Below are 12,729 nucleotides of genomic sequence, written 5' to 3' on the forward strand. Positions count from 1 at the left end.
TATTGCCCGCCTCTCGACATTCGCGGCTACGGCTTGTATTTCCGCTGCGGCCTCCGGACGGAGGCATTCTCGATGGATTTGCGACATGGACAAGACAGCGGACAAGGCACGACCGACGCCCCGCGCGGGCATTATGGACATCGACGCCTATGTGCCGGGCAAGAGCACGGCACCGGCCGGCGTTGCCAAGGTCCATAAATTGTCGTCGAACGAGAACCCGCTCGGCCCGTCGCCGAAGGCGATCGAGGCCGCGCGCGAAGTGGCTGGCAAGCTCGATGTCTATCCCGACGGCACCGCCCGCCGGCTGCGCGAGGCGATCGCCGAGGTGCATGGCCTCAACCCGGCAAACATCATCTGCTCCAACGGTTCCGACGAGATTTTGGGCCTGCTGGCGCAGACCTATCTGGCGCCAGGCGATGAGGCGATTTTTACCGAACATGCCTTCATGGTCTACAAGATCTACATTCAGTCGGCGGGGGCCAAGCCGGTTGCTGTGAAGGAAACCGAGGAGCGCGCCGACGTCGACGCGATCCTGGCCGCGGTGACGCCGCGGACCAAAATCATCTTCCTCGCCAATCCCAACAATCCGACCGGCACCTATCTGCCGTTCCAGGAGGTCCGCCGCCTGCATTCCACGCTCCCGGGCAACGTGCTTCTGGTGCTCGACGCGGCCTATGCCGAATATGTCAGGCGCAATGACTACGAGGCCGGCATCGAGCTGGCGGGCAGCGCACAGAATGTGGTCATGACCCGCACCTTCTCCAAGCTCGGCCTTGGCGGCGCGCGCATCGGCTGGATGTATGGCCCACTGCACATCGTCGATGCCATCAACCGTATCCGCGGCCCTTTCAACGTTAACGCAACAGCGATCGAGGCCGGCATTGCCGCCATCCGCGACCGCGCCCATGTCGAGCGCAGTTCGTTGCACAACGAGACCTGGCTTACCTGGCTGAATGAAGAGCTGACGGAGCTTGGGCTGCGCGTGACGCCCAGCGTCGGCAATTTCGTCCTCATCCACTTTCCCGACGACAAGAGGCATTCGGCTGAGGCGGCGGACGACTACCTCACCCAGCGCGGCTATATATTGCGGCGCGTTACCGGCTATGGCTTTCCCAATGCGCTGCGCATGAGCGTCGGCACCGAAGAAGCCAATCGCGGCGTCATCGATGCCCTCACGACATTCCTGAAAAGCTGAAACAATGACTTCACCGATGTTTGAAAAGATCGCGCTGGTCGGCATCGGCCTGATTGGCTCGTCGCTGGCCCGCATCATCCGCCGCGAGGGCCTGGCCCGCCATGTCGCCATCGCGACGCGCAGCCCGACCACGCTGGCACGGGCGAAGGAGCTCGGTCTTGGCGAGAGCTACACCACCGACGCCAGGGAAGCGGTCCGCAATGCCGACCTGATCATCGTCTCGGTGCCAGTGGGATCGTCGGGCGAGGTGGCGCAAGAGATCGCGCCGGCGCTGAAAAAGGGCGCCATCCTCACCGATGTCGGTTCGACCAAGGCCTCGGTCATTGCGCAAATGCAGCCCTATGTACCGGACGGCGTGCACTTTATTCCGGGGCACCCGCTGGCAGGTACGGAGAAATCGGGCCCGGATGCGGGTTTCGCCGACCTGTTCGAAAACCGCTGGTGCATCTTCACGCCGCTGCCGGGAACCGATCCGGCCGCGCTGGAAAAGCTGTCGGAATTCTGGCGGCGCTGCGGCTCCAACATCGACACGATGGACCCGCAGCATCATGACATGACGCTGGCCATCGTTTCGCATCTTCCGCACATCATTGCCTACAACATCGTCGGCACGGCCGACGATCTGGAATCGGTGACCAAGTCGGAAGTGATCAAATATTCGGCTTCCGGTTTCCGCGACTTCACCCGTCTGGCCGCCTCCGACCCGACCATGTGGCGCGACGTGTGCCTGCACAACAAGGATGCCATCCTGGAAATGCTGGCGCGCTTTTCGGAGGACCTCGCCTCGCTGCAGCGGGCGATCCGCTGGGGCGACGGCGACAAGCTGTTCGACCTGTTCACCCGCACCCGGGCCGTTCGCCGTTCGATCATCGAGGCCGGCCAGGACATCGACGTGCCGGATTTTGGCCGCCAGGCGGTGGAACATCCGGCGAAGAGCTAAGTTCCCTCAAGCGGGCCACGTCGCTTCGAGCATGGCCATTGTGTCGGCCCTGTTTGGCGCTCCCAGCCGGCCGCCGAAGCGTTGGCATTTGAGCGCGGCGGCAGCACTGGCAAAGCGCAAGGCCTGCTCGATAGGCATGGCTTCGGCAAGCCCGACGGCAAAGGCACCGTGAAACACGTCGCCGGCGGCAAGCGTGTCGACCGCCTTGATCTTCGGCGCCGCGATGTGGCGCACGCATCCGGCGGACCGGTCATGCCACCAGCTTCCCGCGGCGCCGCCGGTCACCGCCACGAAGGCATCGGTGCGGCTGGCGAGGTCGGCACAGGCGGTTTCGGGGTCCAGCGCGTGGCCGCAGACAATGCGTGCCGCCGTCTCCGAAGCGACGACGTGCGAGGCCAATGGCAGCAGACGCTCCAGCACTTCGAGCGTGGCCGTGTCGGCGTCGAGGATGGCGGGACGGCCGGCGCTGCGCGCGGCGGTCAAGGCAAGAGCGGCGGCGCCCGGCCAGCGCACATCGACCAGCACGGCATCGAAGCCGGAAAGATCGGCGACAGGCACCGCCTCGGGGTCGGCCTGCGCCTTTGGGTCGTAGAAGGGCACGATGATGCGCTCGCCATGAGCGTCGACCAGGATCGCGGCCAGCGCCGAGCGGGCGCCTTCGACGCGGCGGACAAAGCCGCAATCGACGCCCTCGGCCTCGATGCCGGCCAGCAATTGGTCGCCGACGGCATCGTCACCTGCACTTGCCCACAGGAACACCTCGGCGCCGAGACGGCGGGCGGCGCAGGCAGCACTTGTCGCCATGCCCGAGGCGATCTGGATGCCGTCCGAGGCGATGAACTTGCCCTGATGCGTGGGCAGGGTTTCGACGCGCAGGATGGTATCCAGCGTCAGCGCGCCAACGCTCAGCAGTTTCACCGGTCGGTTCATGCGTCGGCTTGCTCGAGCATGATCTCTCTTCAAAAGCCATTCCCGCTCTTTGCGATCATGCTCTATCTCTTTGTTTTAACGCAATTCCGGACGGAAAACCGCTCACACTTTTCCTGGAATTGCTCTAATCGAGCGGCTTGATCTTGCCCAGCGGAATGAAGCCGAGCGAGGCCTTGCCCTTCACCACCTTGAGCGGCATCGACGGTTCGTCGCCGAGCAGCGCCAGACCGGCAAAGCCTTGCTCGATCTGGCTCTTCTGCTCGGGGACTGCGGTGGCGAGGATTGCCGCCACGGCTTTGGGATCCTGCAGCTTGATCGTCAGGTCGGCATTGACCAGGCCGTTGGCGTCGACCGACACCGGGCCGGAGACGGTGATGCGCGCGGTTCCCGACGACAGATCGAGCTTGTGGATGCCGACCGCCTGGCCGCGCAGGCTCCTGGCCTGCGTCTTCATCAGCGCGACGCCGTTCTTCAGCGTCGCGTCGCCGCTGCCGTCGAGCGGCGGCAGCACGCGCCCGCCGATCGCGTCGGCGTCGATCTCAAGATCGGTGAAGCTTCCGGTATAGCCAAGGTCCTGACCGTCCGGCCGCAACTCGCCCGCCGCCGTTCCGGCGCTGAACAGTGAAACCGGGTCGGTGTCGTCGGCCGGATCGGTCTGGCCGGACAAGCTCTCGGCCTGCAGCGAAATGCTGCGTGGCAAGGGCCAGGAGAGCTTGGCATTCGCCTGCAGATTGTCCCAATCGATCCATAGCGGCGCCATCCCGGGCACCGAGGTCCGCAGTGGCCCACGCAACTCGGCGGCAGGCGACAAAGGCCGGATGAGTTCTGCAACGAAGTTGAAGCTGCCTGCCGAGGCGGCAACGTTTCTGGCGTCGTCCTCGTAAGCCAGATTGTCACAGGAGATGGCAAAACGCAGGGGGTAGCCGCTGACGGTGAGGTTGGCGCAGCCGGCCTCGATGCCTTTGTCCTTGAGCGAGGCCACCGCCTTGTCGGCTTCGCTGCTGACGCGACCGGCGACGTAGAACCAGACCGCGCTGTAGGCGCCGAACAGCATAACGACCAAGGCAGCGAGCCACATCAGCCGGTGGCGAAACTTCGACGGACGCTCGTCACTTGACGTCATGCTGCGGCTTTCATTAACGCGGGCGTGTTGCGGGTGGACTGTGGCTTACGCAACAAGCAAAAAGAACAGAAGAGCACCGATTCCGATGCGGCGGCGTCACTCTCGTGCAATCAGGCTTGGCGATATGGGCGATTTTTGGGTTTTTGGCTACGGCTCGCTGATCTGGCGACCGGGATTCGCCCATGTCGAGACACGGCGCGCGCGGCTTTACGGCTACCGCCGGTCGCTGTGCGTCTATTCCTTCGTGCATCGCGGCACGCGCCAGCGGCCGGGCCTGGTGCTAGGCCTCGACCGTGGCGGCTCCTGCATCGGGCTGGCGTTTCGCGTGCCCGGCGAGCTGCGCGATGAGGTGCTGACCTATCTGCGCGAGCGCGAATTGGTGACCAGCGTCTATCTCGAGCGTGTGCTCGATATCAGTCTCGACGTGAATGGTGCGGCCGCGGGAGAGAGAGTGAAAGCGGTCGCCTATATCGTCGACCGCCAGCATGAGCAGTATGCCGGCGGGCTCGATGCCGCGCATGCGGCAGGTGTTATCCGTGGCGCCGTCGGCCAGTCCGGAAACAACGAGGACTATGTGCTCAACACGCTGCAGCATCTCGCGGCGCTGGGTATCAGCGACCACTGGCTGGAAGAGGTGGCGAAGCGGATCGCCTCGTGAGCCGGTAGACCACGGCGAGCCTGCAGGCGAAGCGCTCGCGCCTTTGTGAAGCGATGGCCCGCTGGGAAAATTGGCTGAGGCCTTTGACCTCGGCGCGGCGAGACCTAGCTTAGCTGCGGCCCGAAGCATTCGGGTCGCCCGCCGCCAGCCCACGGAGCCCCGTCTTGCAAAAACGCCGTCTCGGTCAAACCGACCTTTCCATCGCGCCGCTGGTCCTGGGCGGCAATGTCTTCGGCTGGACCGCGGACGAGAAGACCTCCTTCGACCTGCTCGACCGGTTCGGCGACGCCGGCCTCAACGCTATCGATACGGCCGATGCCTATTCGCGCTGGGTGCCGGGCCACGCGGGCGGCGAGTCCGAGACCATCATCGGCAAATGGATGAAAAGCCGCGGCAACCGTGACAACATCATCGTCATCACCAAAGTCGGCTCGGATATGGGACAAGGCAAGAAGGATCTGTCCGCTGCCCATATCGAAAGGGCGGTCGAGGCGTCGCTTGAGCGGCTGCAGACCGATGTGATCGACCTCTATTTGTCGCACTGGCCGGACCCGACCACGCCTTACGAAGAGACGCTCGGCGCCTACCAGAAGCTGCTCGCTGCCGGCAAGGTCCGCCATATCGGCGCCTCGAATCTCGACGCCGGCCTGCTGCGCGCCGCGCTCGATGTTGCCAGCCTGCGCGGGCTGCCGCGCTACAGCGTGCTGCAGCCGGAATACAATGTCTACGACCGCTCATCCTTCGACGGGCCGCTGCATGATCTGTGCGTGGCCGAGGATATCGGCGTCATCACCTATTTCAGCCTCGCCAAGGGGTTTTTGAGCGGCAAATACCGTAGCGAGGCCGATCTCGGCAAAAGTGAACGCGGCGGCGGCGTGAAGGTTTATCTCAATGCGCGCGGCATGCGCATTCTGGCCGCACTCGACACTGTGGCGGCGCGCCATTCGGCCAAGCAGGCGGAAGTAGCACTCGCCTGGGTGATGGCGCAGCCCGGCATCACCGCGCCGATCGCCAGCGCCACGACGCTGGACCAGGTCGACAGCCTGGTGCGCGCCGCATCGCTGAAGCTCAGCGCGGAGGATCTCGTGGCGCTGGACAAGGCCAGCGCCTAGCCGCGCAGGTTCGGCACGATCGTTCAAGACGACGGCTGTCTGCCTTGCCACACTGTTCTCCATTATTGTGGAGAAGAGGCAGCATGGCCGCAGACATTCTTTCGCAGGCGCAGCCCTGGCAGCAATTGCTGGCGCTGGTGCTGGCGGCAACCGTCGTCATGGGCAGTCCTGGCCCGGCGACGATCAGCGTCACGGCGATAGGGGCCGCCTTCGGCCTGCGCAATTCGCTTCACTACACATCGGGGATCATTTTAGGCACGGTCGCGGTGCTGCTGGTCGTGGCCACCGGCATCAAGGCTATCCTCACCTCGATGCCGGGCGTAGCGCCAGTGCTGGCGGTCGCTTCCGCCGCCTATATTCTCTACCTCGCCTACAGAATAGCGACAGCGCCGCCGCTGGCCGCGCGTGACAGCAGCGCGGTTCTGCCGACCTTCCTCGGCGGCTTCCTGCTCGCCGTTGCCAACCCGAAAGCCTATGTGGCGATTGCTGCGGTCCTTGCTGGCTCCGCGACCGCAGCCGGCGCCGATGCTCTCGGCATCCCGGCCAGGCTGGCGGTTCTCACCCTGCTGATCGTAGCCATCCATATGCTGTGGCTGCTGGCCGGCGCGGCCTTCGCCCGCACCCTGCGCCAGCCGCTGGCGTCGCGGATCATCAATCTGGCCTTCGCGGCGACGCTGGTGCTGACCACGGCGCTGGCGGCGTGGCCTTGAGCCGGCCCGCAGAAGAGATCAAGCTTTGGTCTTTTTTGTTTTGGCGCAATTCAGGACGGAAAAACCGCTCACACTTTTCCTGGAATTGCTTTGGCGGCCGCGGCGAGTTCGGCCAGCCGCTTGACCGCCGTCGGCGGCATTTGCGGCGGGTTAGGAGCCTGCGATGCCTCGATCAGCAACTGGTCGCAGGCGGCTTCCGTATCGCCGATCAGCCGGTCCATGAATTCGTCCTTGCCGAGCCCGGGCGGAATCGGCGGCAGGAAGCGGGCCTTGATGGTACCGGGAAAGCGCAGGAATTTGCGGCGCGGCCAGTAGAGGCCGGCGACATGGGCGACCGGCACCACCGGGACGCCAAGCTGCGTATAGAGCTCGACAATGCCGTATTTGTAAGCCGGCTCGTCGCCTGGCGCTCGGCGCGTGCCTTCGGGGTAGATAATCAGCTGGCGCGGATTGCGCCCCATCTCCTGCTTTGTCGATGCAACGACCTGCTTCAACGCCTTGGAGCGGCTGCCGCGGTGAACCGGGATCATCCGCATCTTCAGGATGTACCAGCCGAAGAAGGGGATCCAGGTCAGCTCGCGCTTCAGGATATAAAGCGGGTCGTGGAGGAACGGAAAGAAAGCGATCGCGTCCCAAAACGACTGGTGTTTCGGCGCCAGGATGAAAGAGCCCTCCGGCAGGTTCTGGACGCCGGTGATGTCGCTCCTGGTGCCGGCGATCTTGTCGTAGAGCCACAGGCTGGTGCGCGACCAGAATTTCGGCACGAACCAGGCGCGATGGCGTGGCGAGAGGAAGTAGTAAGGGGTCCAGAGGACCATCTGGACGATCAGATTGACATAGAAGACTAAGTTGAACGCCAGCGAGCGGATATAGAGCATGCGGGGAAGGGCCCGTTGAGGAGGTGTGCGTTGGTTACACCAAGCGCGGGCAAAAAGGAAACGCCGCAATGCCTGACATAGGCCGGCTCGCCACTGACCCAAGCCAGTCTCAACTCACCACGTCGCCTGCAATAGCCGCTGCTTCAGCCGCGGAGCGGCGAAATCGAGGAACGCCCTGAGTTTCACCGCCAGCAGGCCTTGGCCGGCATGGACGAGGCTCACCGGCCACGGCTGCGGCTCGAAGGGTCGCAAGACCGGGACGAGCACGCCGGAACGTACTGCGTCCGCGATCTGGTAGGAGAGCACCCGCGTCATCCCGGCGCCTGCAATCGCGGCATCGATTGCAGCTTCCGCCGTGTTGACGCGCAGCCGTGAGCGGATCGGCACGATCAGTTCGCCCTTGTCGCCGGCAAAGCTCCAACTGGCGAGCGCTGCAGGCCCTTCGAAACTGATGCATTCATGCGCGGCCAGATCGTCCGGCGTCCGCGGCATGCCATGCGCGGCGATATAGGCGGGGCTGGCGCACACGACGCGACGGATCGCGCCGACGCGGATGGCAATGAGGCTCGAAGGCGCAAGCTCGCCGATGCGGATGGCAAGGTCGAGATGTTCCTCCGCCAGTTGGGTTATCCGGTCAGCCAGCGTCAGGCGAATGTTGACTTGAGGATAAGCCGCCAGGAATTCGGTGACGACAGGCAGCACGTGCAGGCGACCAAAGACGACCGGCGCGGTGATGAACAGGTCGCCGGTCGGCGTGCTGTATTCGCCGGCAGCGGTGCGTTCGGCTTCGCCGACCTCGCCGAGGATGCGGCGGCAGGCGGCGAGATAGGCCTGGCCGGCATCGGTCAGCGTGAGCTGCCGGGTCGAACGGTTCAGCAGGCGCGCCTGAAGGTGCTTCTCGAGGTCGGAAACCTTGCGGCTGACCGTTGCCAGTGGAATGCCGAAATGGCGGCCGGCAGCGGAAAGGCTGCCCGCTTCCACCGCGGCGACGAACAGCGACATGGCTTCGAGACGATCCATAGTGTCTTCCGGAAATTGGAAGGATAGCTTGCAACTATGCCATCTACATCCAAAACATGGAAGGACCTACCTCTTCGCGTACAATGGCCGTGTTTCGGCCTCGCGGAGGCTTCCATGAATGCTCATACTTTCACCAGCGATGTCGCCTTCACGCCGACGGTCAAGGCGATCCAGACCCGCAAAGGTTCGCGCAAGGGCTATGCCAGCGCCGAGGAGCGCAGCGGATGGCGCGTCCATATGACGCCCGACCTCGCCGACTTCATCGCGGCGCAGACCAGCGTCTTCCTTTCGACGGCAAATGGCGAGGGTCAGCCCTATATCCAGCATCGCGGCGGGCCAGCCGGCTTCCTCAAGGTGCTGGACGAGAAGACCATCGGCTTTGCCGATTTCTCCGGGAACAGGCAGTTCATCACGCAGGGGAATCTCGCCGACAACAACCAGGCATTCCTGTTCCTGATCGACTATGCGCATCGCCAGCGCGTCAAGATCTGGGGCACGGCGCGCGTCGTCGAGGACGATGCCGAGCTTCTGGCAAGGCTGATGCCGCAGGACTACAAGGCGCGCCCCGAGCAGGTCATCTTGTTCACCGTCTCGGCCTGGGATGCCAATTGCCCGCAACACATTCCGCAGCGATTCGAGGCCGCCGATGTCGCGGCCGCACTCGCCGAACGCGACAAGCGGATTGAAAGCCTCGAACAGGAGATTGCGCGGCTGCGTGGCGCGGAAGACGGCACGGCCAAGGGGTAATCGAGCGCCGTCAGAGTCGTCTGTTTGGACGCAATTCCCAGGGGAAAGGGTACGTGCTTTTCCCGGGAAAACCGCTACACACTTTTCCTGGAATTGCTTTAGTCCTTGGCGGTCGAAACCTCGGCCAGAGCGACGCTGTCGGCGGTCTGGCGGACCGGGACGACGCCGCGCGCCAGCGCCAGCAGGTATTTGCTGTATTCGGTCAGAAGCACGCGTAGCGCTTCCGGCTTGGTCAGCCAGTCGCCATTGTCCAGATTGGTGTTGACCACCGGATAGGGTTCAAGCCTGGCGCCATGCAGCAGGCGGCCCATCTCGAGCAGGCTGCGCGGCATGTGGTAATTGTTGGTGACGAGGATGACGCTGCCATAGGCGTGGCTCTCCACCCATTTAGCGCTTTCCTCGGCATTGCCGATCGTGTCGAGCGCGGCGCGGTCGATGTCGACACAGCAGGAAAACAGCGCCTTGTCGCCGCCGGTAGCAGCCTGCAATTGGCGGCGGCTGGCAGAGGGATGCACGCCTGAGATCAGCAGCCGCTCGCCCTTGCCGGAGGCAAGCAGATCGAGTGCTGCGTCGAGGCGGGCCTGACCGCCGGTCAAGACGATGATCGCATCGGCCTTGGCCGGGTTGGTCGGGGTCGTCATGTGGCTGACCTTGCTGGCGAACCAGCCGAAGCCACCGGCAAACAGGGCCACCAGCAGCAGTAGACAGAGGGAGGCGAGACGCAGGGCGGTGCGCAAACGGCCCAGCCCGGTACGCACACGCAAACGCACCACTGGCATCTGTCCAGCCGTTCCGGTCGACTCCCGCGCGTTCATCATCCTATGGTTAATCCTGAAATGCCTTTTTGGTAAGGAAAAAAGCGCACATTGCGTTACGTCGGTTTTCGATCCGTGATCGTCCCTTCCATTCCTGTCCTTGCCCCCGAACTGTTTTCGCTTCTGCCCTCACGGGTCACCCCGCATCCGGCTGGCGGACATCGATGTCGCTGAGATAGGCGACGACGGTGGCGTGCGAGGTCGCCGCCGTCAGTCCGCCGATCACCAGCACCATCAGCCCGACGCCGAGATAGCCTGCCGATCCGATGGCGAAATTGCCGAACAAAGCGGTGGCCTGGTCGGCCTGCGGCGTTGCCATGTTGCGCGACGACCACCAGGAAAAGACGATGAAAACCAGGATCGCGGCTGCGCCGCCGGCGGCCGCACCCTTCATGCCGGTGACCAGGAAATGCCAGCGGAATTCACGCGCGATGAAGCGCGCCTCGGCGCCGACGAAATGCAGCACTTCGATGATATGGCCGTTACCCGCCATAGCGCCGCGCGTCGCAAACACTACGGTCAGCACCGTCGCCGACAGCATCAGGACCAGCACGGCGATGCCGATGGTGACCGTGGTGCGGGCCATGGCGACCAGCCGGTCGACCCATGTACGGTGATCGTCGAGCGAAGCACTCGGCAGCTTGGGCGTGAGCGCCGCACGGATGGCGCTAAAGTCGGGCGGGCTGGTCTCGTCGATGGTGACGATGATCAGGCGCGGCACCGGCAATTCGTCGATATTCAGGCCCGAGCCCAGCCATGGCTCCAAAAGGCGCGCGGTCGCGTCGCGATCGATGATCCGGGTTTCCTTCACGCCGGGGAATTCGCCGACGATCTGCGAGGCCTGGGCAAGGGCTGCCTCCATGTCGTGGCCGTCGACCGGCTTGATCTGAATCGTCGCCTCGCGCGAGATCTGGTTTTCCCAGACCGAGGCAGTGTCGCGCACCAGCGTGACGGCGCCGAAAGTCAGGCAAGACAGGAAGGTCATGATGGCGATGACCAGCACCAAGGCGCGGCCGGCGATATTCTGCGCCGGCACGATCGGCGCCATGCGGCGCTGGACGCGCTGCGTCGTCGTCGCGGGCTCGGCGGCGTCTTCATGCAGCTGTTCGGCCGATACTTCAGTCATAAATATCCAGCCTTCCGCCGGCCAGGATCATGCGGCGCGCGTCGACCTGTTCCATCAGGCCGAGATCGTGAGTGGCGATCACCACCGCGGTGCCGAGCCGGTTGAGCTCGATGAACAGCCTGAGCAGCCGGCGTGCCAGTGGCGGGTCGACATTGCCGGTCGGCTCGTCTGCAAGCAGGATTTCGGGCTGTTCGATCAAGGCCCGGGCGATTGCCGCGCGCTGCTTTTCGCCACCCGAAAGGACCGGCGGCAGCACATGCATGCGCTCGCCCAGGCCAACCCATTTCAAAAGTTCGGTGACGTCGGTGCGGTAGCTCGCTTCCTCGCGGCCGCGCACGCGCAGCGGCAGAGCGACATTCTCATAGGTGGTCATGTGGTCGAGCAGGCGGAAATCCTGGAACACCACGCCGATGCGGCGCCTGAGATGCGGCAGTTCAGCGCGCGAGATGCGCGAGCGGTCCTTGCCGAAGATGGTGATCAGCCCGCGTGTCGGCTTCAGCGACATGAACAGAAGGCGCAGCAGCGTCGTCTTGCCGGCGCCGGAAGGCCCGCTCAGGAACTGGAAGGAGCTCTCCGGAATGTGCAGGGAGATGTCGCGGAGGATTTCCGGACCCATGCCATAGCGGAGGCCGACATTTTCGAAGCGGATCACGTGCGACGACCTGAGGTGTGTGGCGGCGGCGTGCCAGCCCTTTCTGTCCAACGACCATCGGCCGCCATGGTTAACCGTCGGTTAATTTTCGCTGTTTTTGAGTGCGTCACAAGGGTTCCGGTGGGGAAGCGTTAACCATTTCCATTTACGCAAAAGAAACGAAGAGGCAACAGCGGGGCCATGATGGCTGAGCAACGAACCGCGCGCCCGGTTTCCGGCGAAATCATGACCGGGACAAGTGTCGCACCGGAATCTCGTCCTGTGGCGACCGACATCGTCGATGCGGATTATGAGGTGCTGCCGCAGCTGATCCCACTGATAGAAGCCATGCCGACGCCGGCGCGCGACATCGCGACGCCGTCGATCGAAGGCATGGAGATGCTGCGCAAATCAGATGCGTCAGCCGGGCGGCCGGCATCGCGTGGCGGGCCGATCTTCTGGATTGCCGGCATCGGTGCGGCCCTTGCCGCCTTCTGGGTCTCGGGTGGCCACGCGCTGGTGCGCCAGACGCCGTTCTGGACAGTCGAACAGCCGGCGGGCGCCGTACTCAGCATTGCCGGCGTCACCTCGCGTGTCGACGCCTCGGGATCCACCCCGGTGCTGTTCGTGGATGGCGAGGCCGTCAATGACGGTTTGAAGGCGGGACAATTGCCGCCGCTGGAGATACGTGTCACCGGCAATGACAGCCGCATCACCCGCTATACTCTGGGGACATCCAACCGTTCTCTGGCGCCCGGCGAAAGATTCGGCTTTTCCAGCCGCCTCGATGTGCCTAGAAACGGCGTCAAGGCCGTGGCGGTCACCTTCGCCGGCTAGTCGGTTT

General features: G+C 64.1%; 14 protein-coding genes. 7 read left to right on the forward strand and 7 right to left on the reverse strand.

What is annotated here, in order from left to right; all coding sequences use genetic code 11:
• Positions 1-85: 85 nt before the first annotated feature.
• Entirely contained in the window at positions 86-1,195 is a 1,110-nt protein-coding gene (hisC, locus tag NKJ76_RS06205) for a histidinol-phosphate transaminase (RefSeq protein ID WP_352537013.1), read from the forward strand.
• A 4-nt stretch (positions 1,196-1,199) separates the two neighbouring features.
• Complete coding sequence (locus NKJ76_RS06210) at positions 1,200-2,135, forward strand: prephenate/arogenate dehydrogenase family protein (RefSeq protein ID WP_352537014.1); 936 nt, start codon at positions 1,200-1,202, stop codon at positions 2,133-2,135.
• Positions 2,136-2,141: 6 nt separating this feature from the next.
• Here NKJ76_RS06210 and NKJ76_RS06215 read toward each other — a convergent pair whose 3' ends face one another.
• Together NKJ76_RS06215 and NKJ76_RS06220 are read right to left on the reverse strand one after the other, a co-directional pair.
• Positions 2,142-3,065 carry a sugar kinase gene (locus tag NKJ76_RS06215; protein WP_352537015.1) on the reverse strand — a complete coding sequence of 308 codons (924 nt, stop codon included), beginning with the start codon at positions 3,063-3,065 and terminating at the stop codon, positions 2,142-2,144.
• A 124-nt stretch (positions 3,066-3,189) separates the two neighbouring features.
• Entirely contained in the window at positions 3,190-4,188 is a 999-nt protein-coding gene (locus NKJ76_RS06220) for a DUF2125 domain-containing protein (RefSeq protein ID WP_352537016.1), read from the reverse strand.
• A gap of 124 nt (positions 4,189-4,312) precedes the next feature.
• On the opposite strand from NKJ76_RS06220, the gene NKJ76_RS06225 reads away from it, so the two are divergent.
• From NKJ76_RS06225 to NKJ76_RS06235, 3 genes are all read left to right on the forward strand, one after another.
• A complete protein-coding gene (locus NKJ76_RS06225) occupies positions 4,313-4,846 on the forward strand; it encodes a gamma-glutamylcyclotransferase (protein WP_023754180.1) in 534 nt (177 codons plus the stop codon).
• Positions 4,847-5,010: 164 nt separating this feature from the next.
• Entirely contained in the window at positions 5,011-5,958 is a 948-nt protein-coding gene (locus tag NKJ76_RS06230; RefSeq protein ID WP_352537017.1) for an aldo/keto reductase, read from the forward strand.
• An 83-nt stretch (positions 5,959-6,041) separates the two neighbouring features.
• On the forward strand, positions 6,042-6,668 hold the full coding sequence (locus NKJ76_RS06235) for a LysE family translocator (protein ID WP_352537018.1): 627 nt from the start codon (positions 6,042-6,044) through the stop codon (positions 6,666-6,668).
• A gap of 68 nt (positions 6,669-6,736) precedes the next feature.
• Here the strand turns inward: NKJ76_RS06235 and NKJ76_RS06240 are convergent, their stop codons facing one another.
• Both NKJ76_RS06240 and NKJ76_RS06245 read right to left on the reverse strand, forming a co-directional pair.
• The gene (locus NKJ76_RS06240) at positions 6,737-7,546 is read right to left on the reverse strand and encodes a lysophospholipid acyltransferase family protein (RefSeq protein WP_352537019.1); all 810 of its coding nucleotides are present in this window, start codon (positions 7,544-7,546) and stop codon (positions 6,737-6,739) included.
• Positions 7,547-7,660: 114 nt separating this feature from the next.
• Positions 7,661-8,566 (reverse strand): LysR family transcriptional regulator, encoded by a 906-nt coding sequence (locus tag NKJ76_RS06245; RefSeq protein WP_023742890.1) that lies wholly within the window; start codon positions 8,564-8,566, stop codon positions 7,661-7,663.
• Positions 8,567-8,680: 114 nt separating this feature from the next.
• Here NKJ76_RS06245 and NKJ76_RS06250 point away from each other — a divergent pair, with 114 nt between their 5' ends.
• Complete coding sequence (locus NKJ76_RS06250) at positions 8,681-9,313, forward strand: pyridoxamine 5'-phosphate oxidase family protein (RefSeq protein WP_352537020.1); 633 nt, start codon at positions 8,681-8,683, stop codon at positions 9,311-9,313.
• 98 nt (positions 9,314-9,411) lie between these two features.
• Here NKJ76_RS06250 and NKJ76_RS06255 read toward each other — a convergent pair whose 3' ends face one another.
• The 3 genes from NKJ76_RS06255 to ftsE all read right to left on the reverse strand — a co-directional run bounded on the left by NKJ76_RS06255 (position 9,412) and on the right by ftsE (position 11,906).
• Complete coding sequence (locus NKJ76_RS06255) at positions 9,412-10,131, reverse strand: YdcF family protein (protein ID WP_023673311.1); 720 nt, start codon at positions 10,129-10,131, stop codon at positions 9,412-9,414.
• 133 nt (positions 10,132-10,264) lie between these two features.
• A complete protein-coding gene (locus NKJ76_RS06260; RefSeq protein WP_352537021.1) occupies positions 10,265-11,254 on the reverse strand; it encodes a cell division protein FtsX in 990 nt (329 codons plus the stop codon).
• Entirely contained in the window at positions 11,247-11,906 is a 660-nt protein-coding gene (gene ftsE, locus NKJ76_RS06265) for a cell division ATP-binding protein FtsE (RefSeq protein ID WP_023685344.1), read from the reverse strand. The genes NKJ76_RS06260 and ftsE overlap by 8 nt, the downstream gene beginning before the upstream one ends.
• 180 nt (positions 11,907-12,086) lie before the next feature.
• On the opposite strand from ftsE, the gene NKJ76_RS06270 reads away from it, so the two are divergent.
• Positions 12,087-12,722, forward strand: a complete 636-nt coding sequence (locus tag NKJ76_RS06270) for a hypothetical protein (RefSeq protein WP_352537022.1) — start codon at positions 12,087-12,089, stop codon at positions 12,720-12,722.
• The last annotated feature ends 7 nt before the right edge of the window (positions 12,723-12,729 follow it).

Source organism: Mesorhizobium sp. M0029, from assembly GCF_040323735.1.
Taxonomy (GTDB): Bacteria; Pseudomonadota; Alphaproteobacteria; order Rhizobiales; family Rhizobiaceae; genus Mesorhizobium.

What these genes read in the sequence shown, in the direction of transcription:
- hisC (WP_352537013.1), top strand. Translation starts at nt 86, where the DNA reads ATGGACAAGACAGCGGACAAGGCACGACCGACGCCCCGCGCGGGCATT.
- NKJ76_RS06245 (WP_023742890.1), bottom strand. Translation starts at nt 8,566, where the DNA reads ATGGATCGTCTCGAAGCCATGTCGCTGTTCGTCGCCGCGGTGGAAGCG.
- NKJ76_RS06270 (WP_352537022.1), top strand. Translation starts at nt 12,087, where the DNA reads ATGATGGCTGAGCAACGAACCGCGCGCCCGGTTTCCGGCGAAATCATG.
- NKJ76_RS06220 (WP_352537016.1), bottom strand. Translation starts at nt 4,188, where the DNA reads ATGACGTCAAGTGACGAGCGTCCGTCGAAGTTTCGCCACCGGCTGATG.
- NKJ76_RS06225 (WP_023754180.1), top strand. Translation starts at nt 4,313, where the DNA reads ATGGGCGATTTTTGGGTTTTTGGCTACGGCTCGCTGATCTGGCGACCG.
- NKJ76_RS06210 (WP_352537014.1), top strand. Translation starts at nt 1,200, where the DNA reads ATGACTTCACCGATGTTTGAAAAGATCGCGCTGGTCGGCATCGGCCTG.
- NKJ76_RS06235 (WP_352537018.1), top strand. Translation starts at nt 6,042, where the DNA reads ATGGCCGCAGACATTCTTTCGCAGGCGCAGCCCTGGCAGCAATTGCTG.
- NKJ76_RS06260 (WP_352537021.1), bottom strand. Translation starts at nt 11,254, where the DNA reads ATGACTGAAGTATCGGCCGAACAGCTGCATGAAGACGCCGCCGAGCCC.
- NKJ76_RS06255 (WP_023673311.1), bottom strand. Translation starts at nt 10,131, where the DNA reads ATGATGAACGCGCGGGAGTCGACCGGAACGGCTGGACAGATGCCAGTG.
- NKJ76_RS06250 (WP_352537020.1), top strand. Translation starts at nt 8,681, where the DNA reads ATGAATGCTCATACTTTCACCAGCGATGTCGCCTTCACGCCGACGGTC.
- NKJ76_RS06240 (WP_352537019.1), bottom strand. Translation starts at nt 7,546, where the DNA reads ATGCTCTATATCCGCTCGCTGGCGTTCAACTTAGTCTTCTATGTCAAT.
- NKJ76_RS06215 (WP_352537015.1), bottom strand. Translation starts at nt 3,065, where the DNA reads ATGAACCGACCGGTGAAACTGCTGAGCGTTGGCGCGCTGACGCTGGAT.